Origin of the sequence: Saccharothrix sp. NRRL B-16348 (genome assembly GCF_001280085.1) — a bacterium.
GTDB lineage: Bacteria > Actinomycetota > Actinomycetes > Mycobacteriales > Pseudonocardiaceae > Actinosynnema.
Window position 1 is genome coordinate 1 of record NZ_LGED01000003.1, and the last position, 22,083, is coordinate 22,083.

At 69.2% G+C, this 22,083-nt stretch carries 13 protein-coding genes and 1 pseudogene; 11 read left to right on the forward strand and 3 right to left on the reverse strand.

The features are described 5' to 3' along the window. The 5 genes from ADK67_RS03015 to ADK67_RS03035 all read left to right on the forward strand — a co-directional run. On the forward strand, window positions 1–816 hold an 816-nt coding region (locus ADK67_RS03015), incomplete at its 5' end, for a PaaX family transcriptional regulator C-terminal domain-containing protein (protein WP_331459228.1). 174 nt (window positions 817–990) lie between these two features. Next, entirely contained in the window at window positions 991–2,289 is a 1,299-nt protein-coding gene (locus tag ADK67_RS03020; RefSeq protein WP_053714830.1) for an extracellular catalytic domain type 1 short-chain-length polyhydroxyalkanoate depolymerase, read from the forward strand. A 390-nt stretch (window positions 2,290–2,679) separates the two neighbouring features. After that, window positions 2,680–4,047 (forward strand): poly(ethylene terephthalate) hydrolase family protein, encoded by a 1,368-nt coding sequence (locus ADK67_RS03025; RefSeq protein WP_082403176.1) that lies wholly within the window; start codon window positions 2,680–2,682, stop codon window positions 4,045–4,047. Window positions 4,048–4,256: 209 nt separating this feature from the next. Continuing rightward, window positions 4,257–4,955 carry an SGNH/GDSL hydrolase family protein gene (locus ADK67_RS03030; RefSeq protein ID WP_157619867.1) on the forward strand — a complete coding sequence of 233 codons (699 nt, stop codon included), beginning with the start codon at window positions 4,257–4,259 and terminating at the stop codon, window positions 4,953–4,955. 194 nt (window positions 4,956–5,149) lie between these two features. Next, entirely contained in the window at window positions 5,150–8,287 is a 3,138-nt protein-coding gene (locus tag ADK67_RS03035; protein WP_197289251.1) for a family 78 glycoside hydrolase catalytic domain, read from the forward strand. 149 nt (window positions 8,288–8,436) lie between these two features. Here the strand turns inward: ADK67_RS03035 and ADK67_RS03040 are convergent, their stop codons facing one another. Next, window positions 8,437–8,721, reverse strand: a complete 285-nt coding sequence (locus ADK67_RS03040; RefSeq protein WP_157619868.1) for a hypothetical protein — start codon at window positions 8,719–8,721, stop codon at window positions 8,437–8,439. Between the two features lie 71 nt (window positions 8,722–8,792). Here ADK67_RS03040 and ADK67_RS48510 point away from each other — a divergent pair. From ADK67_RS48510 to ADK67_RS03055, 4 genes and pseudogenes are all read left to right on the forward strand, one after another. After that, a pseudogene (locus ADK67_RS48510) lies at window positions 8,793–9,155 on the forward strand (transposase); the annotation flags it as partial. A gap of 317 nt (window positions 9,156–9,472) precedes the next feature. Beyond that, the gene (locus ADK67_RS03045; RefSeq protein ID WP_053714834.1) at window positions 9,473–10,186 is read left to right on the forward strand and encodes a sulfite exporter TauE/SafE family protein; all 714 of its coding nucleotides are present in this window, start codon (window positions 9,473–9,475) and stop codon (window positions 10,184–10,186) included. A gap of 40 nt (window positions 10,187–10,226) precedes the next feature. Then, window positions 10,227–13,736, forward strand: coding sequence for a hypothetical protein (locus ADK67_RS03050; protein WP_053714835.1), 3,510 nt, complete (start codon window positions 10,227–10,229; stop codon window positions 13,734–13,736). A 659-nt stretch (window positions 13,737–14,395) separates the two neighbouring features. Then, entirely contained in the window at window positions 14,396–15,007 is a 612-nt protein-coding gene (locus ADK67_RS03055) for a TetR/AcrR family transcriptional regulator (RefSeq protein WP_231647989.1), read from the forward strand. 199 nt (window positions 15,008–15,206) lie between these two features. Here the strand turns inward: ADK67_RS03055 and ADK67_RS03060 are convergent, their stop codons facing one another. Continuing rightward, complete coding sequence (locus ADK67_RS03060; protein ID WP_053714836.1) at window positions 15,207–16,172, reverse strand: helix-turn-helix domain-containing protein; 966 nt, start codon at window positions 16,170–16,172, stop codon at window positions 15,207–15,209. A gap of 114 nt (window positions 16,173–16,286) precedes the next feature. Between ADK67_RS03060 and ADK67_RS03065 the strand changes: the two genes are divergently transcribed. Next, window positions 16,287–17,189 (forward strand): hypothetical protein, encoded by a 903-nt coding sequence (locus tag ADK67_RS03065; RefSeq protein WP_053714837.1) that lies wholly within the window; start codon window positions 16,287–16,289, stop codon window positions 17,187–17,189. 155 nt (window positions 17,190–17,344) lie between these two features. Next, window positions 17,345–20,176, forward strand: coding sequence for a trypsin-like serine protease (locus ADK67_RS03070; protein WP_053714838.1), 2,832 nt, complete (start codon window positions 17,345–17,347; stop codon window positions 20,174–20,176). Between the two features lie 129 nt (window positions 20,177–20,305). Here ADK67_RS03070 and ADK67_RS03075 read toward each other — a convergent pair whose 3' ends face one another. After that, a complete protein-coding gene (locus ADK67_RS03075) occupies window positions 20,306–21,982 on the reverse strand; it encodes an IS4 family transposase (protein WP_442974099.1) in 1,677 nt (558 codons plus the stop codon). Window positions 21,983–22,083: the final 101 nt, after the last annotated feature.

Below are 22,083 nucleotides of genomic sequence, written 5' to 3' on the forward strand. Positions count from 1 at the left end.
TGCTCACCGGGGAGATATCTGGCCGTCAGCGGGGAGATCGCCGGCCACCTACGGGGCGGTAAGTGGCCGCCTATGGGGATCTTTCACTGGCCGCCGACACGCGGCGACGCCCGGCACGACGACCACGTTCCGCGCACGGCACCTGGGTTCGCCTCGGGCACGACACGCCACCCGATCGAAGCCTGGGACATCACATCCATCGCCGATCAGTACGAGAGGTTCATCCGGCGTTGGACTCCGATGCTGCCCCGCATCGAGGCCGACGGCATCACCGGTGCGGACGCCGTCCGCGCCCGCACCGAGGTGATGGACACCTACCGCCGCTTCCCCGCCATCGACCCCCGGCTCCCCCTCGAACTCCTGCCGCCCGACTGGCCGCGCACCCGCGCACGGGAAACGTTCCTCGCGGTGTACGACAGACTGGCCGAACCAGCCCAGGACCACGTCCGAGCCGTCGCCGCCCACGCGGACGACGGACAGCACCCCGACATCCGCGCCCACACCGTGGCCGAAATGGCCATCGGCGTCACCGGTGCCGACGCCCACCCGGAACGGTCGGCACCCGTGCTGAACCCGACTCGGTCGGGGATCTTGACGGCCTCGATGTTCGTCGCCGGCGGCCTGCCAGGACTTGAGGCGGGTATTCGTGCAGGACGCGTCGTCCGCTCCCGTTGCCATGTGACCGAGCTCGATGCCCATCCGGTCTGGATACGGCCGATTGAGGGTCCAGACCCGAGACCACTTCCGGGTTCGTCCGCCGCCTCCGGAGCAAGACCTCACCGCAGCACACCCGCCCCCCAGCGCGGATACCCATGAAGCGGCAGTGACCTGTGAACCGAGGTTTGCGGCCGCGTCCGTCCGGCAGACTCCGGCTGCGGCACCAAGGAGGTGAGCCGATCGAGACGGCGTCCTTGACTTTGTTTCGTCGAGAACTTAACAATGCCGGTGTCACGGCTTGACCGCGCTCATCGACGAGACAAGGCGGTTCGGATGGCACACGGCAGACCGAGGACGGCTGCGGCCTTTGTCACCACCCTGCTGGCCTGTCTGGCAGCGCTGCTGGTCGCCCCTTCAGCCCAGGCGGCCTCGTTGCAGGAGGTCAGGGACTTCGGCTACAACCCCAGCGGCATCAAGATGTTCGTCTACGTGCCGGACAACGTGGCGGCCAAGCCCGCCGTGGTGGTGGGCGCGCACTGGTGCAGCGGCACCGCACAGGACTTCTACCGCGGCACGCAGTACGCCTCGCTGGCCGACCAGCACGGGTTCATCGTGATCTACCCCTCCGCCGTCAGCTCCGACCACTGCTGGGACGTCCACTCCCGGGCGGTGCTCACCCACAACGGCGGCGGTGACGCCCAGGGCATCGTGTCGATGGTCAAGTATGTCCAGCAGCGCTACAACGGCGACCCGAGCCGCACGTTCGTCACCGGCCACTCCTCGGGCGGCATGATGACCAACGTCCTGCTCGGTTCCTACCCTGACGTGTTCCAGGCCGGCGCGTCGTTCGCCGGTGTGCCCTTCGGCTGCTTCGCCGGCACGAACTCCTGGAACACCGAGTGCGCCGAAGGCCGCATCAACAGGACCCCGCAGCAGTGGGGCGACCAGGTGCGCGCCGCCTACCCCGGCTACACCGGCCCGCGTCCCAGGGTGCAGCTGTGGCACGGCACCGAGGACGACGTGCTGCGCTTCGCCAACTTCGGCGAGGCGATCGAGCAGTGGACGAACGTGCACGGCGTGAGCACGACCCCGACCTCCACCGAGTACAACACCCCGCGCAGCACGTGGACCCGCACCCGCTACGGCTCACGGGTCGAGGCCATCCGCGAGCAGGGACAGCCTCACAACCTCCAGATCCTCGGTGACGAGGTGATCCGCTTCTTCGGCATCGGCACGCAACCGTCCACCGGCGCCTCTCTGGTTGGCGTGCAGTCCAACCGGTGCCTCGACGTCGTCTCTGCGAGCCGCACCAACGGCGCCGCGATCCAGCTGTGGGACTGCAACGGGGCGGCCAACCAGCAATGGGCCTCCACGACCGGCGGTGAGCTGAGGGTCTACGGCGACAAGTGCCTCGACGCCACCGGCCAGGGCACCAGCGCCGGCACCACCGTCCAGATCTGGGACTGCAACGGCCAGGCCAACCAGAAGTGGACCACGCAGTCCGACGGGTCCATCAAGGGCACGCAGTCGGGTCTGTGCCTGGACGCCTCGGGCCAGGGCACCGCGAACGGCACCCGGATCGCGCTCTGGACCTGCAACGGGCAGGCCAACCAGAGGTGGGTTCGGCGCTGAGGGCAGGGGGAACCGCCGAACCTCGCGGGCGGTTCCCCTCCTCCTGCGGCCGTCGTCAATTGGGTTCCGCAGAAAGCCAGTGAGGCCATGAACAACGAAGTTGACGGCCGGTGTCGGGTGGCGGATGCGTTCGACGAGGGCGTCAGTCCCTGCGGCCCTGCCTGGCCGACCGGTGACGCGACCGTGACGGCCTGGTTCCCTTTCCCGTTCGGCAGTACCTCCGGTTAGTCCGCTTTCGGCCGCACCGGTCCCTTTCCCCGCGGCCGGGCTGCCGACGTGTGCTTCGCCTGGGGGTCTGGCCGCGCCGCACGAGGGTCGAAGGCCTTCATCACCTGTGTGGCAATAGGCCACGCACAAGTCCGTCCGCCGCATTCCGACAGGGAGTCGACCATGAAAAGCAGTGGAAGCGCTTTCCGAGATCCCTCCGGGACCGTCCCCACAGGACGGCCGGCGGGTCGGTCGTGGAGGTACGCCCTCGCGCTCGTCGCGGCGACGACCACGCTGGTGGCGTTGACGGTCGCGGGCGGCACGCAGCAGGCGACGGGTGCCGACAACCCCTACCAGCGGGGACCGGACCCGACACGGGCCAGTGTCTCGGCGAACCGGGGCACCTTCGCCACCGCGCAGGTCAGCGTGCCCGCGGGCAACGGTTTCGGCGGTGGGGTGATCTACTACCCGACGGACACCAGCCAGGGCAGGTTCGGTGCGATCGCGGTCGTGCCCGGCTACACGGCCACGTGGGCCGCCGAGGGCGCCTGGATGGGGCACTGGTTGGCGTCGTTCGGGTTCGTGGTGATCGGGATCGACACCAACAGCCGCAACGACTGGGACAACGCCCGCGGCACCCAGCTGCTGGCCGCGCTGGACTACCTGACCCAGCGCAGTTCCGTGCGGGACCGGGTGGACGCGAGCCGCACGTCGGTGATGGGTCACTCGATGGGCGGCGGCGGGGCGGCGAACGCGTCCCTGCAACGGCCGACGCTCAAGACCGCGATCGGGCTCGCGCCCGCCAGCTTCTCCCAGAACCTGACCACCACGAAGGTCCCGACCATGCTGCTGGCCGGGCAGTACGACGGCACCGTCACGCCCTCCAGCGTCCTGAACCTGTACAACGGGATCCCGGCCGGCGTCGAGAAGGCCTACCTCGAGCTGACCGGCGCCGGTCACGGCTTCCCCACCTCGAACAACCCCACGATGATGCGCACCATCATCCCGTGGTTCAAGATCTTCGTGGACAGCGACACCCGCTACACCCAGTTCCTCTGCCCGCTGGCCGACACCAACGGCATCAGGACCTACCAGAGCACCTGTCCCCTGGTGCCCTCCACGCCACCGACCAGCACCTCCACGACCACCACGACCACGGGCGTCCCGACCGGTAGTACTTACGTGGGGCAGCAGTCGGGTCGCTGCCTGGACGTGACGGGGCAGAGCCAGACCAACGGTGCCAAGGCCCAGTTGTGGGACTGCAACGGTCAGAGCAACCAGAAGTGGACGCTGACCAGCGCGGCCGAGCTGCGGGTCTACGGCGGCAAGTGCCTCGACCTCCCGTCCAACTCCGCCGCCGGGACACAGGCCCAGATCTGGGACTGCAACGGTCAGAGCAACCAGAAGTGGACCCACGGCACCGACGGCTCGATCCGCCACACCCAGACCGGACTGTGCCTGGACGCCAACGGCCAGGGCACCGCCAACGGCACCCAGGTCAACTCCTGGAACTGCAACGGCCAAACCAACCAGAAGTGGACCCGCCGGTAGCGCGGCACACCGAACCCATCGCCGGATGACAGCGGGCGCGGGTGCGACCACACGCCGCGCCCGCTGTCACGGGCGAGCTACCGCCGTCCTGACCGATCAGCCGCCTCCCCGGACACCGCCGCCCAGTTGGGGCGCGCCGACCGCGTCCGCGCTCGCCGAATCCCTGACCACCAGGCCCCCATCACAGTGGAGGAAGTTCCATGGCCATGATGAAACGTGTACTGGTCGGCGCGGTCTCGCTGGCGGCGTTACTCGCACCGTCCCTGCCCGCGGCCGCCGCTCCCGACGTCGTCGTCGCGGCGCCGGCCCGGGTGATGCCGTTGGGCGATTCGATCACCTACGGGGACAAGTCACCCGGCGGCTACCGCGTCGGCCTGTGGCAGAAGTTCACCGCGGGCGGCCACAGCGTCGACTTCGTCGGATCGAGGACCGACGGGCCGAGCAGCCTGCCCGACCGCAACCACGAGGGCCACCCGGGCTGGACCATCTCCCAGATCGACGCCAACATCACCACCTGGCTGCGCGCCTACACCCCCCAGACGATCCTGCTGCACATCGGCACCAACGACATGTGGCGCGACCCGCGCGGCGCGCCCGGCCGGTTGTCCGCCTTGGTCGACCGCATCACCACCCTGGCACCCAACACGCGCGTGTTCGTAGCGATGATCACCCCGATCTCCGGGATGGACTCCACCGTGCGCGCCTTCAACGCGACGATCCCCCCGATGGTGAGCAGCAAAGCCGCTCTGGGCAAGAAGGTCCACCTGGTCGACCAGTACCACGCGTTGACCACCGCCGACCTCGCCGACGGCGTCCACCCCAACGCCCGCGGCTACTACAAGATGGCCACCACCTGGTACAACGCCCTGCTCACGGTGCCGGGCAGCATCGGCTACCGCAGCACCTGACCGTCAGGATCTGGCCAACATCGACCACATCGTCGTCGCCGCGTAGCCCCGCTGCTCGCGACGGAAGCGGCACGGTCGCCGTCCCGCAGTGATTGAAACGATCCAAGACTGGAGTGGGGTCTGTGAGACATCCGCGTCGAACGAGCGCGTCAGCAGCAACCGCATTACTCGTCGCCCTGATCACCATGACGGCGATGCCGTCGGGGGCGGCTCCCCTTCCCGACCCCGGATCGCCGCTCGTGGCCGTCCAAGACGCCGCCCAGGGTCTGAACGCCTCGCCCGCGGTCGGGGCGAGTGCGGTTACCACGCGGTACGAGGCGGAGTCCACACCTGCCGTGTGCGGCGGCGCCGTGGCCTCGAACCACTCCGGCTTCTCCGGTAGCGGTTTCTGCGACACGACCAACGCCGTTGGTTCCGCGGTGCAGTTCACGATCGACTCCGCGGCGGCCGGTACCGCGACGGTGAGTGTCCGGTACGCCAACGGCAGCGCGACGAACCGGCCGGCGGACGTCGCCGTCAACGGGACGACGGTGCAGTCCGGTTTCCCGTTCGAGGTCACCGGCGTGTGGACGACCTGGGTGACCAAGTCGGTCACGGTCCAGGTGGCGGCGGGCGGCAACACCGTGCGGCTCGCCGCCACCACCGCCGACGGGCTGGCCAACATCGACTTCATCGAGGCGGTCACCCCGGACGGAGGCGATGGCGGGGACGGCTTGGTCATCATCCGGGGCACCACCCAGGGTCTGAACGCCCCGCTCGCGGTCGACAACCCCCGGCCCGAGTTCGCGTGGAGCGTGACGTCCAGCCAGGCCGGCGCCGTCGTCACGGCCGCCGAGGTCGAGGTGCGTGACGCGGAACGGACCGCCGAGCCGATCTGGACCAACCGTGCCGAGGCCAGTGGTGTAGCCGCCATGACCTACGACGGGCCGGCGTTGGCCGCGAAGCACCGCTACACGTGGCGCGTGCGGGTAAGGGACGCCGCCGGTGACTGGAGCGACTGGGGCCCGGACTTCCGATTCGGCACCGGGATGCTGAGCGACCAGGACTGGAACGGCGCGGCCTGGATCTCCCAACGAGACTGGGTAGCGGGCCGAGGGGTGCCCGCACCCGGCGGCACGTTGCTCGGTCTTCCCCTGCTGCGCACGAACTTCTCCGTTGGCAAGCCGGTCGCGAACGCAAGCCTGTACGTCTCGGGTCTCGGCGCGTACGCGGCGTCCGTCAACGGCAAACCGGCCGGCACCATCGTGCTCGGCTCCGGGTGGACCAAGTACGACAAGGTCGCCTACTACGACGGCATCGACGTCACGTCCGAGGTCCAGGCAGGCCAGAACACCGTCGGTATCGCGCTCGGCCAGGGAACACTCAACGGCCTGCACACCTGGACCGCGGCCGAGAATCGCGGCGCTTGGGACGGCATCCTCCGGACGAGAGCACTGCTCCAGGTGACCTACGCGGACGGCACCACGCAGGCCGTCCCCACCAGCACCGGCTGGGCCGCCGCACAGGGACCGTCCCTGCCCTTCGCCAGCCCCGCCGTACTCCCGGAGAAGGAGGGCTACGACGCCCGCAAGGAGCAGCCCGGCTGGAATACTCCGTCCTTCGACGCGAGCCGGTGGGCGCCGGCCGTGACCGTCGGCAACGGCGCGGCACGCCTGCAGGCCAGCCCGATCGAGCCCTCGCGCGTCGTCGGCGAGATCAGCCTCGGGAGTCCTGCCACGCCGGCCGCTGGGGTGTTCGTCTACAACGTCCGCCAGAACATCTCCGGCAACGCACGCATCACGCTCGACGTGCCGGCCGGCACCGCGGTCAGGATCCGGTACGCGGAGTCGCTCAGCAACGGGCGAGCCGTGGTTGCGGGCAACCGCCCACAGGACGACACGTTCATCGGCAAGGGCTCGGGAGCAGCAACCTGGACCCCGTCGTTCACCCACAAGGGCTTCCAGTACATCGAGGTCAGCGGCCTGCCCAGCGGCGCGCCGGCACCCCGGGTCACCGCATTGCGCATCCACAACGACATCCGGAGCGTCGGGACCTTCGACTCGTCCAACGACGTGCTGAACTTCGTTCACAAAGCCGGCCGGGAAACCATCCTGAACAACTTCGTGCTCGCAGCACCCACCGACGGGTCCTACCTCGAGAAACTGCCCTGGCTCGGCGACGGCGCACTCATGGCCGAGGCCACGATGCGCAACTTCGACGCCAGGACCCTCTACATCAAGTGGTACAACGACATCGCCGACAGCCTGCGCGGCAACGGCGACCTGCCCGCCTGGGCCCCGGTCCCGACCAGGGCAGCCGATCTGTCCAGCGCCGCATGGGGCAACGCCTTCACCGAGACGGCGACACTGCTGCTGCGCGACCACGACGCCAAGCAGGCCGTCGCCGCCCGTTACGGGCAGCTCAAGGCCTACGCCGAGTTCGTGTCGTCCCAAACCACCAACCCCGTCGAACTCTGGGGCGACTGGGTATGCCCCGACGGAGACAGCGTCTGCAACACCGCAGCCGACAAGAGGCTGGTGGCGCGCGCCTACGTATACCGGACGCTCGACCAGTTCGCCAATGTTGCCCAGCAGCTCGGCTATCCCGGCGACGCCGCCACGTTCGCGAACCGCGCCGCCGCCGCACGGACCGCGTTCAACACCGACTACCTCAGGTCAGGCACCTACCGGACGGCGAGCGGTGCCAGGTTCCTGCAGACCAACAACGTGCTCCCGGTCGCGTTCGGGATCACACCCGAGGCGAACCGCCAGGCCGTGGTCAACGCCGTGGCCGCCGACGTCGCCGCCCGTGGGGACCACCTCGGCACCGGCGTGTTGGGCACCAAGTGGCTGTTCCGCGTGCTCACCCAGTACGGACACCTCGACACCGCCTACCGGGCCGCCACGCAACGCACCGCGCCCGGCTACGGCGCATGGATGGCAGCCGGTGCGACCACCCTGTGGGAGGAATGGACGACCACACGATCCAAGGGACACCCCTTCCTCGGCACAGCCGAAGACTGGATGCTCGCCGACATCGCCGGACTCACCCAAACCGGAACCAACTCGACCAAGGTCGTCGTGAAGCCGCGCATACCCGCCAACCTCCAACGAGCCTCCGCCTCATTGCAGACCAACGGTGGCACAGCCTCATCCGGCTGGACCCTCGCAAACGGCCACCTCACCCTCACCGTCGAGGTACCGGTCAACCGGACAGGCACCATCCACGTGCCGGTCACGGGTGGCCAGAGGGTGATCGCGCCGCCCGGAGCCGTCCCAGCAGGGTCGGAAGGCGCCTACCGCCTCTACACCGTGCCAAGCGGACGCTATGTGTTCACGACGGCAAACGCCTGACCGGAGATGTGGCCAGACGCCGTGATCCGAGGTGAAGGACTGAAGACCTGAGACCACCTACTGTAAACGGTTTCTGAGAAACTGTTGAACTGGCTGACAAATTGCGACCGTGAGGTGGCCGTCGAAACGCGCCACCGGCCAACTGCACATCAACGACGGCGAGGAACCGTGGTTGGCCGGTGGCGCGTGACCGCCGCGAGAATGGACGCGAGCACGTCGGGTACGCCGTGGTTGCACAGCTCGGTGAGCACGTGCAGCCAACACTTGGCATCGAAGGCGCGTGCTGGGACGGGTTGGCCAGTCAGCGCCGAGTAGCCGAGCGCGGCGAGCAGCCAGGCACCGCCGATGGCCGCGGCGGGTCCGGTCACGGCGGCGGGCAGCAGGTTGAACAACGCCGGCACCAGCAACCCGCCGCTGACCACGAGGTCGGCCAACCCCACCAGGTGCGCCCACTTGCGACCGCTGGTGAGGCGGTTGATCGTCCAGTACGGCAGCAGGGCCGCCCCGCGCAGCAGCCCGCATCCTGCTGGAGATCGGCGACGCCTCGGCCTTCAAGTCGCCCGGGCACCTGGCCGCCTACGCCGGCATCGCCCCGGTCACCCGCAGCTCGGGCTCCTCGATCAAAGGCGAACACCCGGCCTGCACCGGCAACCGCAAGCTCAAGCGGGCCTTCTTCCGCGCCGCGTTCGCAGCCTTGTCCGACCCCACCAGCAGGGCCTACTACCAGCGAAAACGCATCGAAGGGAAGAAACACAACGCCGCGCTGACCTGCCTGGCCCGGCGCCGCAGCGACGTCCTGTTCGCCATGCTCCGCAACAAGACCTACTACCAACACCCCGAGACCACGCCCGCCCCTGCTGTGGCTTGACAACCGCATCGGGACACCCCGACGCAGGCGATCCGAGCAGGCGTGGCGGCGAACAAGACCGGCCGCCGACCGCCGGTCCGGAACTCCAACCCGAGCGAAGCAATACCCACCGCCGATCGACACCCTCAGTGCGTCAGGCTGCTCCGAACAGGCGGGCGCGGTTGCACTCATGGGTTGTTCCGAACGTCGGCGGATAACAGCGACCTGCGACGAGGCGATCCATCGAACGTGACGCAGATCACTGTCAACACAGCTGTGGGTAGCGACCCCATGAACGACGACGACCCACGTCCGGCAGCACGGACGGCGGACCAGTGATGGCCTTGCAGATCACGTTCGTGCTGATCGTCATCGCGCTCGCGTTCGCGGTCTCCGCATCGGCGGGTTTCGGGGGGAGCCTCGTCCTCGTACCCGCCCTGGCGCTGGTGCTGGGCACGAAGCAGGGAACCGCCCTGGCCTCCCTGCTGCTGGCGGCCAACAACGTGATGAAGGTGTGGGCGTACCGGCGCACCATCCCGGTGAAGCGGGCGCTCGTGGTGGTCGTCCTGCTGGCCGTCGGATCGGCGCTGGGTGCGCTGCTGTTCGTGGCGGCGCCGGAGAAGGTGGTGGCGATCGCCGTCATCGGCTCCTTCGCACTGGCGTTCGCCGTGGAGCACTTGGACCTGACGAGGGTGAAGGTCCTGGGCACCCACCTGTTCGCGTTCGCGTCAGGGGCTTTGTCCGGCTTCAGCGGCACTTCCGGTCCCCTGAAGGGCCTGGCGGTCCGCAACCTGCCGCTGGACAGGCTGCACGTGGTCGGTGCCCTGTCGCTGGTGTCCCTGGTCGGGGACGTGACCAAGACCGCCATCTGGACCGGGGCGAGCCTGATCCCACCCGGCGGCTACCTCCTGACCGCCGCGGCGGTACCCCTGATGGTCGGCGCGACGCTCCTCGGCCGGCGCTTCAACACCCGCATCGGGGAACGCGGCTACACCTACCTGTTCTGGACGGTAATGACCGGCTACACAGCCCGCCTGGTCGTGGGCCTGTGAACTCCCGCACCGCTGACGAGCTGTTCCCCGTGGAGGAGACATGGATCGAGATCGCCAGGAGCCCCGCGCCCCGGAGTACGGGCACCGCAACCGCAAGCTCGAATGGCGCACCGAGTGGTTCCACCTCGGCCGGTCCCGGGACGACGAGGTGCTCGGCGCGACCGTGGAGCGGGCGATGCGGGAGAAGCGGGCGCTGATCGAGGAGCAGCGCGACCGCACCGACCACATGGCGGCCTACGGCCCGGCCGGCGCCGGGACGCCGTGGTACTCGATCGGGCCGCGCAACATCAACGGCCGGGTCAAGTCGATCGCGGTGCACCCGACCGACCCCGACACCGTCTACGCGGCCGCGGCCTCGGGCGGGGTGTGGAAGACCACCGACGCCGGCCAGTCCTGGCGCCCTTTGTGGGACACCCAGGAGTCGCTGACGTTCGGGAGCATCGCGATAGCGCCGAGCGAGCCGGACACGATCTACGCGGGCACGGGTGAGTGGACACCGGGATGGGGGCCGTCGTACCCCGGTTCCGGGATGTACGTCTCGAACGACGCCGGTGCGACCTGGGTGCGGCACACCTCGCTGGTCACCCGGCGGGTGTCGAAGGTGGCGGTCTCCCCGACCGACCCGTCCACGGTCCTGGTGGCGGGCGACAGCGGGCTGGAGCGCACCACCGACGCCGGCGTCGGCTGGGACACCGTGCTGACCGGGCCGATCGCCGACGTCGTCTTCGACCACAATGACGGCAACATCTGCTACGCGAGCCGCGACGACGACGGCATCCACCGCAGCACGGATGCCGGCCTGAGCTGGGACCCGCTCCCGGCCGGGCCGACCGGGGCCGACGCCAACTGGGCGAAGCTGGCCATCGGGAAGGCGGGTGCGCACGGGTCGCAGTTCCTCGCCGTCAAGAGCGTCGGCACCGTGCACGTGACGACCGACGCCGGTCTCACCTGGAGCACGCTCGCGGGCAGCCACGGCGTGGGCTGGACCGGGTGGTGCGACATGATCGCGGTCGCCCCGGACGACGAGGACGTGATCGTGGTCGGTGGGAAGTCGTCCGCCGTCGAGCTGACCACGGACGGCGGCCTCATGTGGTCGGCGATCGGCGGACTGCACGCCGACCACCACGTCGCGGTGTTCGCCCCCAGCAACCCCGACATCGTGTACGAGTGCAACGACGGCGGCGTGTACCGCTCGTCGGACAAGTGCGCCAGCTTCAAGAAGGTCAGCGACGGCCTCGTGGTCACCCAGTTCTACGACGTGAACGCCTGGGACCCGCTGTCCAACGTGATCGGCGGCGGCACGCAGGACAACGGGACCAACATGACCACCGGTGGTCTGACCTGGCGGCACATCCTGGGCAAGGACGGCGGCTACATGATGGTCCACCACACCGACCCGCGGACCATGTACGCCGAGCACCAGAACACCCAGATCTTCAAGTCCACCGACGGCGGGAACTCATGGGTGCCGAAGATCGGCGGCCTGTCCGACGGCACGCCGTGGACCGGTGTGATGGAGATGGACCCCCTCGATCCGGACAAGCTCTACTGCGGCACGACCCGGGTGTTCCGCAGCACCGACGGTCTCGTCACCGACTGGGTCACCTCCAGCCAGGTCCTGGCCGGCACGGTGTCGTCGATCTCGGTCGCCAGATCCGACACCGGCCGGGTTTACGCCGCCGGGGGCACGCACGTCTACCGCAGTGACGACGCCGGTGTCACGAACCCGTGGGCGGACAAGACCTCCGCGCCGCTGCCGGCCCGGGTGATCAAGGACATCGCCACCGACCGCACCGACGCGGACCGCGTGGTGCTCTGCGTCGGTGGGACCGGGACCGGGCACGTCTTCCTGAGCGCCGACGGCGGCGACATGTGGAGCGACATCAGCGGCAACCTGCCCGACGTCCCCGCCAACGCCGTGGCGCTGGACCCCAACGACGACAACACCGCGTACGTCGGCACCGACGTCGGCGTGTACCGCACGCAGGACGGCGGCACGACCTGGGAGGCGTTCGACAACGGGCTGCCCAACGTGATCATCGCCGACCTGCACGTGGACGCGGAGGACAACGCCCTCTACGCCGCCACGTTCGGGCGCGGCATGTACAAGGTGGGCATCGCGCCGGGAGCGTCCGAACCGCCGGTGGACCTCTACCTGCGGGACAGCCTGCTGGACACGGGGGAACGGTTCCCGTCGCCGACCGGCATCCCGAACCCGAACGACCCCGCCGACACCGTCCGCTACTGGGAGAGCCCGGACATCAAGGTTGACGTGACCCCGTACTTCACACCGGACGCGTTGTTCGACGGTGTCGAGTTCGACCTGCAGCTACCCCACGAGGACCCGGTCCGCACCGAGGTCAACCGCATCCACCTGCAGGTGCACAACCGCGGCTGGACCACCGCGTCCGACGTCCGGGTGCGCGCGTTCTTCGCCGGCGCGGCGGCCGGTCTGCCGCCGCTGCCCAACCCGCTGACGCCACCGGACTTCGACCTGTCGTCAACGGTGGACTGGCAACCGATCGGACCCGCGAAGACCATCCCGGTGCTGGAACCCAACCGCCCGGTGATCGTGTCCTGGGACTGGCCGATCCCGGCCGGCGCCACCACCCACAGCTGCCTGCTCGCCGTGGTCTCCAACCCGGACGACCCGATCACGACCGCGGAAACCAACGCCGACGCCCTGGTCCGCAACGAGAGGCGGGTGTGCCTGAAGAACCTGCACGTGATCAGCGCCGCGGGTCCGCGACCGGATCAGTACCTGCTCCCGATCCGGTTCCACAACGCCCTGCGCGACCACCCGACGCTCGACATCGTGATCGACCCGGAGGACTTCGTCGAAGGCACGATCGGGCTCCTGCTGGAACCGGTGGACCTGGACGAGAGGGCGCTGCGGGACGTCACCGTGTACCACGCCCGGCCGGGCGAGTACATCGGCGAGTGGTACCAGCGGCCGGGCGACGACCCGTGGCCAGGCCGGGACGACTACCTCCAACAGCTCGACCAGGGACGCATCTTCGAGTTCAGCACCACCAAGCGCGCCGAGATCCGGCGCGTTCCGGTGGCACCGGGCCGTTCGCTCCGCGGCCTGTTGACCGTGCGGGGCTCGCACAAGACCCCGTACGGTTCGCCGCAGCGTTTCAGCATCTCCCAGCGCCAGGGCAACCGGATCGTCGGTGGCAGCACCTACGAGCTGCGGCTGCGCCGAGCGAGGGGTCTGGCCGCGGTGTCCCGCATCCGCGTCACCCTCGACGGGCTCTCGCTCGAGGCGCAGGAGCCCTTGTGGGCCAAGGTCGTGTTCGACCGCTCCCGCATGCACTGGACCCACGTGCCCGCGCGGAGCCGCGATGACGTCCACCTGTTCGACGGGTACGTGGCCGAGGTGGACAACATGACCGTCTCACTGCACCCCGCCGGTGACGACGGCCTGCCCCGCGAGGCCGAAACGCTCTACCGCCGCCAGTTCAACCACCCGCCGGAGACGTGGGTCGGCGAGCACACCGACGCCCATCTCGCGCTCGTGCTGCGGGTCGAATCACTGCGGCTCTGAACCCGTACCCGAGTCTTGTGATCGGCGTGCCATGAGCACCGGTACCCGGCTCATGGCACGCCGGTCAGCTCTTCAACCGCCGGGCGGGGGACGTCGGGCGGGCCGTCAGCCAGGTCCAACGCCCCGGCAGCAGCACTGCGCTACTCCGGCCGCACAACAGCGCGACCGCTGGCCGACCGCGTTTACCGTGAACCCGCCAGTGGAAGGGGACGGGACCGCCACGCGTCTCACGCGCAGATCGGTGCTGCTGTCCGGCGCCCTCGTAGTCGTGACGGCCGGTGGGTTCTTGGCACTGTCGAACGTCCGCAAGTCGCCCGCCCTGGCCACCGGCAGTGCCCGACCTGGATATGAAGCGCTCCGGTTGTGGTGGAGGCTCCATTCCTTGAGAGGATGGAGTCATGGCACGACCGATGTGGACGGCCAGGCCACCGAGGGCCAGCAGCCGGAGCACGAGCCGTCCGGCGTGCCGGCTCACCGGTCACCGCCCGGCTTCTCCGCGCCGACACAGTGCAGGAATGCGCCGACCCGGTTCTCCACGACGGCGGTGAACCTGGCCTCGGCCAGCATCGGGGCGATCCGCTCGACGGGGTTGTCCCGCGTTGTCTCGATCGCTGACTTAGTGACAACTAAGTTGAAAACAAGGGCACTCCGATCGGCCCGTGACCGGGCCCGCCGCCCGCCGCACCCGCATGAGCGCCGAAGACCGCCGCGCCTCGACCCTGGCCGCGGCCACCGAGGTGTTCGCTGAGGTCGGCTACCTGCGCGGCAAGACCGCCGAGGTCGCCCGCCGCGTCGGCGTCAGCGAACCGGTCGTATTCCAGAACTTCGGCACCAAGGCCACACTGTTCGCCGCCGTGGTCCACCACGCCGCCGACCACGTCTGCCGGCTCCTCGACCGCATGACCGCAGGCAGCACCCCGGTGACCGCCGAGCCGGCCACGATGCTCGACCCCGACCACCTGGCGAACGTGCACAGCGCCGGCGCGGTCGGCGCGATCTTCGCCGACGCCTCAGCCGTCACCGGCGAACCGGCGGTCGAAACGGCCGCCCGCGACTCCACCCGCCGCTTCGCCACCGCCATCACCGCACTGCTCGACCGCGGCAAAGCCGACGGCGAACTGCGTCCCGACCTCGACGCCGGAGCCGCCGCCTGGTGGCTGCTGTCCTTCGTCGCGTCCCAACGCTTCCGCCACGCCACCTCACCCACCGACGTCGAGGCACGACTCGCTCGGAACACCCTCGACTCCATGGTCGCGGCGGATCGCTCCTGAAAGCGCCCCCGGCCTGCGCAAACACAATCCATGGCGCCCGGCGGTGCGGTCGAGGGCAGGCACGATCAGCGGATAGGCGCTCATCCCCGAGGGAATCCGCCGGAGACCCTTTCGCCGAGTGGCCGTCGGGAGAGGTCGGGAGGGAGCGCCGGTTCCCGCCCGATCGCCTGGTCACCTCGGGTGGAGAGTCGGGACAAGCTCACACCAGTCCGCGCCGGTTGGCCTGGATCCCGGCTTGGAAGCGGGTGGTCGCGCCGAGTTCTTCGAGCAGGGCGGACATCCGCCGGGTCATGGTGCGCTGGGTGATCCCGAGGGATCGCATGATCGCCGCGTCCTTCATGCCCGAGGCCAGCAGCGTCAACAACTCCTTGTCGCGGTGCCCGCCGCGCAGCGCGGCACCCATCGGCGCCGCGCGTTCCCACAGCATGTCGAAGCAGGCGATGAGCGCGTCGAGGAGGGGAGAGCGGTGCACCAGTATCCGCGACCCCGTCTCCGACATCTCGAAGCTGAGCGGGATCAGCGCCACCCGGCGATCGGCGATCATCATCTTCATGTGCACGTCGGACAGCGTGCGGGCGTCCTCGCCCACCTCGATGTAGGTGCTGATCTCGGCCAACCGCTCCCGGTCGTGGAGTGTCGGCATGTGGTAGATCGCGCGGTAGGCCACCCCGCGCCTCAGTCCCTGCAACTCCTCCACGTTGTGCTCCGGCACGCCGCCCAGGTACGGCGGGCAATCGATCAGCAGCACCTCCTGCCGGGCGGCCAGTTGGATCTGGGCGATGTGGTGGCGCACCGCGGGCCCGCCCTCGATCAGCTCGATGAGGTCGCCCGGCCCGCCGCGCGGCGCCTCCTCGTACATCGCCGCGAGGTCGCGCGTCACACCGCGGAGGCGGTCGAGCTGCTCGGCGCGACGCGTGGTGAGGGCGTCCAGGGCGACCTGCGGCGGTGCGGGCACGTAGCGGACCGGACGTCCCGGCAGGCGGGTCGCCAAGCCCGCCTCGACCAGGTTCCCGATGGCCCGGGACAGGCTGCCCGCGGTCATCCCGAGCGCGGCGGTGAGCTCGCTCCTCTCCGCTCGGGGCCGGCGCAGCAGCCACAGGTAGAGGGCGCCTTCGGCGACGCCGAGGCCGATCGGTTCGAGGAATCCGGGGTCGAACTCGTCCATCACCCCACACTAGGCCGGCCAATTCTGGTCACTGGCTAGTTCTGCCCTTCTCGCCGGGACGGTTCTGTGTATACGGTTCACCTTTCGAGCGATGAGGACGCGACCGGGGGCGACGTGAACCGGGAACTGAGGCAGTTGCTGCGGACCGGCCCGTTCGAGGTGGCGTTGGACGCCGCGATCGAGGCTTCCGGGCTGACGCTGGAACGGCTGCGCAGCCGACTCGCGGAGGGCGGCGTGACCGTCAGCCGCACGGCGATCTCCTACTGGCGCACCGGCCGCAGCCGTCCGGAACGGGCCAAGTCACTCGCGGCCCTCAGCCGGTTGGAGCAGGTCCTGGGGCTGCCCGCGGCGTCGCTGGTCGCGCTGCTCGGCGGGCGGCGCCCGCGCGGGGGGACGTCAGGCCGTTCGCCGGGCACGCTGTCCCGGCGGGCGCTGTGGCCGTCCTGCGGCAGCCTGCTGGCCGGGCTCGGGACCGTGCCCGACGGAGAGTTGGAGTTCCTCGGCATCAGCGACTCGCTCAGCATCGACGAGAACACCGGTGAACGCAGGCAGCGGACCCGGTTGGTGCTGCGGGCCGCCGCCGAACGCGTGGACCGGCACGTCGTGTGCCATGAGGTCGACGACCCGGCCTACCCGGCCCCCGAACTGGTCGGGGTGGCCCACGCCCGCGTCGGCCGGGTGCGCGGTGACGCCATCAACCGGGCGCTCGTAGCCGAGTTCCTGTTCGATCGGCCGCTCGGCCGGGGTGAGCACACCGTGATCGAGTACGAGGTGCGGCTGCCGGCCCGGCAGCCGCTGGACCACTACTACCGCCGGTTCCCGCGACCGGTCGGGTTGTACACCGCCACGCTGCGCTTCAGCGGTCCGCCGCCGGGCAGGCTCCGCCGATACGACCGACCAGGCCTGCGCGGACCGGAGAAATACATCGAAGATTTGTGGTTGGGCGCCGCCGGCACGACGTCTCTCGTCGCTTCGACAGTGCGGCCCGGCACGATCGGCGTGCGCTGGGAGTCCTGACGCAATGGGAAGAACTGTTTCACGGAACCACCCCTGACCTGCACGAATCGTGGCGAACCAGGCAGTCGTGTCGACCGTCAACAGATCACTTCTGCTCCGCGATGAGCTGGACTAATTTGCGGTGTTGAAAGCTCCGTACCTAAAGGAGTAATTCAATGCCCTGCACATCGAAAACACTGCTGGCGCTCGCGCTGGCAGCCGTCATGTCCGGTGGGCTCGCCTCGCCGGCCCACGCCGCGGCACCGGAGGGCGTGGTCCAAGGCGGGGCCGAGAACCCGGTCCCCGGCAACTACGTCGTCAAGCTCAAGGACGCGGCGGTCGCCGCCTCCGGCGTCGCCCAGACCGTCGACTCCCTCGTCGACCAGTACGGCGGCCGCGCGGAACACGTGCTCACCCGGGTCATGCGCGGCTACGTGGTCGACAACCTCAGCGAGCAGCAGGCGCGACGTCTCGCGGCGCACCCCGCCGTCGAGTCCGTCATCCAGTCGGGCACCTCGCGCGCGGGCGACACCCAGGACAACCCGGCGAACTGGGGCCTGGACCGCGTCGACCAGCGCGACCGCCCGCTGGACAGGAAGTACACCTACCCCGGCCACGGCGGCCAAGGCGTCAACGTGTACATCGTGGACACCGGCATCCGCTACTCGCACCAGGAGTTCGACGGCCGGGCGAAGTTCGCCGCGGACTTCGTGGTGCCGGCCGACAACGGCAACGACTGCAACGGGCACGGCACGCACGTCGCGGGCATCACGGGCGGTGAGACGCGCGGTGTGGCGAAGAAGGTCACGCTGCACTCGGTGCGGATCCTCGACTGCAACGGGCGCGGCAAGGACAGCGACGTCGTCGCCGCCGCCGAATGGCTCGCCCGGAACGCGATCAAGCCCGCCGTGGCGAACCTGAGCGTGTACACGGACAACCCGTCCATCGCCGTCGACGCGATCAAGGGCTCCATCGCCGCCGGCGTGCAATGGGCACTGATCACCGGCAACAACGGCGGCAACTCCTGCGACTACGGCCCGGGCCCCCGGGTCGAGACCGGCGTCCGCACGGGCAACGCGACCAGCAGCGACGCGCGCGCGGGCGACTCCAACGACGGCGCGTGCATGGACCTGTTCGCGCCGGGCAGCGGCATCGACTCGTCCTTCCACCAGTCGGACTCCTCCTACGGGCAGCTGTCCGGCACGTCGATGGCCGCCCCGCACGTGGCGGGCACCCTGGCGCTGCGCCTGTCCGAGGCGCCGTCCTCGACGCCCGCCGACCTGAAGAAGTGGGTCGTCGACAACGCCACCACCGGCAAGATGACCAACATCCGGACGGGCACCCCCAACCGGTTGCTGCACCTGCCCGCGGGCAATCCCCAGCCGGGCAACGACTTCTCCATCTCGGCCGGCCCGTCCTCGGTCAGCGCCGATCCGGGCCAGGCGGTCAGCACCACGATCTCCACGGCGGTCACCCAGGGCGCGGCTCAGACCGTCCGGCTCTCGGTCAGCGGCCAGCCCGCAGGCGTGACAGCCGCGTTCGACCCGTCCTCGGTGACCGCGGGCGGTTCGTCCAGGCTGTCGCTGAGCGTGGGCGCATCGGTCACCCCGGGCACCTACAACCTCACCGTCACCGGTACCGGCACCGATGCCATCCGCACCGCGAACGTGTCGCTGAAGGTCAACGGCGAGGTCCCGCCGGGCAGCTTCACCCTGACCGCCAACCCGACCAGCGGCTCTGTCACACAGGGTTCGTCGGTGACCCTGACGATCAGTGCCACCAGCGCCTTCCAAGCAGACGGCGAATCCGGCGTCGCCGTGGTCGGTGGCACGCCGACCACGGTGGCCAAGTACCCGTTCATCATCTCGCAGCACCGCACCGGCGGCGTGCGCCCGCAGGAGCAGTCCTGCACCGGTTCCGTCGTGGCTCCGCGGAAGGTTCTCATCGCGGCGCACTGCAAGTTCTCCCAGGGCGACCCGAAGTACCTGATCTACGGGCGCGACGACCTGGCGAACACCAGCACCGGCACGCGGATCGAGATCGCCGAGTACAAGGCCCACCCGAGCTACAACCCGTCCGACGGCTGGCGGACCGGCTTCGACGTCGCGATCATCACGACCACGAGCGACATCCCGACCCCGGCTGGCATGGCCTACCCGCCGATCGCCAAGTCCGCCGACTCGCTGCCGGTCGGCACGCGAGGAACCGCGGTCGGCTACGGCAAGTCGGACGCGAACGACGCCAACCGCAACACCAAGCTGTACGAGGCGGTTCTGCCGGTGGCAGAGGACCAGAACTGCCGCGACATCGCCGGCCACTTCGACGCCCGGTACATGTTCTGCAACGGCTACAGCAGCGGTGGACCGTCCCTGTGCCAGGGCGACTCCGGCGGTCCGTACCTCTACAACGGCAAGATCTACGGCGTCTTCTCCTGGCTGCGCACGGACTGCGCCTACTACCAGGCGCACGCCAAGATGCACGGCGTGCTCGGTGACTGGGCCAACCAGGAGATCGGCACCACCAACCCGCCCACCGGGGATATCACGCTTTCGGCCGGCGGTCTGCCCTCCGGCGTCACTGCCTCGTTCAACCCGGGCAAGATCGGCGTGGGCAGCAGCTCCACGCTGACGATCAGCACCACCTCGTCCACCCCGACCGGCACCTACGAGATCACCGTCACCGGCGCCAAAGGCACGGAATCGCGGACGGTCAAGTACAACCTGACGGTCACCGCCGGTGGCCCGACGAACCTGTCGCTGACCAACCCGGGCACCCAGACCACCGTCAAGGGCCGCGCGGTGAACCTGCAACTCGCCGCCGGCGGAGGCAGCGGCGGATACCGCTTCTCCGCGACCGACCTGCCCGCAGGACTGACGGTCAACTCCTCGACCGGTCTGATCACCGGCACCCCGACCACGTGGGCCAACTACCACCCGCAGGTCACGGTCACCGACAGCTCCGGGGCGAGCGTGAGCCAATCCTTCTACTGGTTCATCTTCCCCTACTGAAGCGCTTGATCCCTGCGTGCCGGCGAATCCGGGCGGAAGCGACACGCTTCCGCCCGGGCTTCCGCGGCGATGGAGTCCACAACAGACCCATTGTGATCAGGCACAGGGACTTGACCCAAGGCCGCGTAGTTAAGGGATAGTTGGGGCCGTCAAGCCTTCCGTTCGTGGTGTCCAGGCGTCGGTGAGGACGTAGGTGCCGCGACGGATTTTGCGAAGGAATCCGTCGGCCAGCCATGTGAGCATCTGGGTGCCGAAGCTCTTGGTGTTGTGGATTCCCAAGGCTTTGGCCAGTTCGCGGGGATGCCAGGCACGATCGGGATCGGCGGCCATCAGTTGCAGCGTGCGGTTGCGGTGTCCGGCGCCGGAGACGCCTGGGCCAAGGCTTGCGCGTCGGACGTCGTGCGGTGTGTCGACGACGGGAGGCGGTGGTGTGGCGGTGGCCTGGTGGATGTCGATGTTCAGGTGCGTGATGCGTTGACTGTGTGTGGGGCGGGGGTCGGCGGGTCGGGAGTGGTAGCGGGAGATCGGTGCTTTGACCCTGCGGCGGCTGATCCGCTTTCGACGCGGGGGTAGCAGTCCGGCCAGGACCGCCCGGCCGATCGCTCCCACCGCGATGCTGGTGGTGTCGTCTCGGCCGGTGGCGAGGATGACATGGTCGCGGGCGGTTTCCAGGGCGATGGTGAAGCCGGCTCGGTCCGGATCGGTGCCCGGACGCGACTCCGCGGCCTCGACCATGGCCATGCGCAGCAACTGGTAGACGGTCAATTGGGCCCACAGTTCCTGCGCGAGCCCGGTCGGGTCCTGGGAGCGCAGGACCAGTCCGTCGAGCAAAGTGTGTCGCAGGGCGTAGAAGGCGGACTCGACTTCCCATCGTTCGTGGTAGAGACGTACCAGCGCCGAGGCCGGGTCCCGGCGGTGGTCGAGCAGCGTGGTGGCCAGCCGGTAATGTTCGCTCAATCGGTTGCCACCACTGGTGGTCACCGTGACCTGGGCGTCGAGGACACGGACCCGCAGGTTGCCGAGTCGGGTCAGGTAGGAGCCGTCCGGCAGGACGGCGAGCACGCCGGGGCGGCGACGGTGGTTCAGACGGATCAGGAACTGGGCCCGGGTGTCGGCGATCTGTTGGAGGAAGGCGTTGCTGTCGAACCCCCGATCGGCCAGCAGCAGCATCCGGGGTGTCAGCAGTGGCAGTAACCGTTGTGCGTAGGTGGTTTCGTACTCGCCGATGGGACCGAATACCGCGCCGAGCAGACCACGGGTGCCGGTCTCGCACAACGCCATCAGCCGCAGCATCGGGTAGCCCGCCCAACCGGACGCTGTCGCGATCCTGCCCAGCCATGCCCGGTTGCGTTCGTGATCGGGGACCTTGACCGAGCTGCATCCGTCGAAGGCGACGGTCCGCCAGCGCCGATAGCACACGCCCGGCGTCCTGGGCTGCGCCAACGGACCCGCCACGACCTCGAACACCGCCTTCAACGGCGCCGGCCCGAGCCGGCGACGCAGGTCGCGCAACGCTTTCTCACTGGGACGCGGGTGCGGACGTGCCTTCAGACCGGTGGTCAGCTTGTCCCAGACTCGCAGATATCCCAGCGAGGGGAACAGCGCCAGCGCCAGCACGAAGTAGACCCCGACCCGGGAGGGCAGACACCGCATCCGCCGCTGAACGGTTCGGGTTTCCTCCACGACGGCGTCGACGAGATCGACGAGCAGGTGACGGGTCAGCTCACCCAAATGACCGGGTCCGAACACGCCCTGGGCATCGCCAACCGATCCGGGCACAGGGACGGCATACCGATCACGCAACAGGACGGGACTTGACCCTGGATGTTGGACACGGGGTTATGCGGCTGAGGTCAGCGTAACCGGTGTTGGTAGCAGGCTGTTCTCGTAGTCGATCGGGGACATCT

Bases quoted from the DNA above. Each gene is read 5' to 3' on its own strand.
- ADK67_RS03030 (WP_157619867.1), top strand. From the start codon at position 4,257: ATGAAACGTGTACTGGTCGGCGCGGTCTCGCTGGCGGCGTTACTCGCA.
- ADK67_RS03035 (WP_197289251.1), top strand. From the start codon at position 5,150: ATGCCGTCGGGGGCGGCTCCCCTTCCCGACCCCGGATCGCCGCTCGTG.
- ADK67_RS03070 (WP_053714838.1), top strand. From the start codon at position 17,345: ATGCCCTGCACATCGAAAACACTGCTGGCGCTCGCGCTGGCAGCCGTC.
- ADK67_RS03025 (WP_082403176.1), top strand. From the start codon at position 2,680: ATGAAAAGCAGTGGAAGCGCTTTCCGAGATCCCTCCGGGACCGTCCCC.
- ADK67_RS03045 (WP_053714834.1), top strand. From the start codon at position 9,473: ATGGCCTTGCAGATCACGTTCGTGCTGATCGTCATCGCGCTCGCGTTC.
- ADK67_RS03050 (WP_053714835.1), top strand. From the start codon at position 10,227: ATGGATCGAGATCGCCAGGAGCCCCGCGCCCCGGAGTACGGGCACCGC.
- ADK67_RS03020 (WP_053714830.1), top strand. From the start codon at position 991: ATGGCACACGGCAGACCGAGGACGGCTGCGGCCTTTGTCACCACCCTG.
- ADK67_RS03060 (WP_053714836.1), bottom strand. From the start codon at position 16,172: ATGGACGAGTTCGACCCCGGATTCCTCGAACCGATCGGCCTCGGCGTC.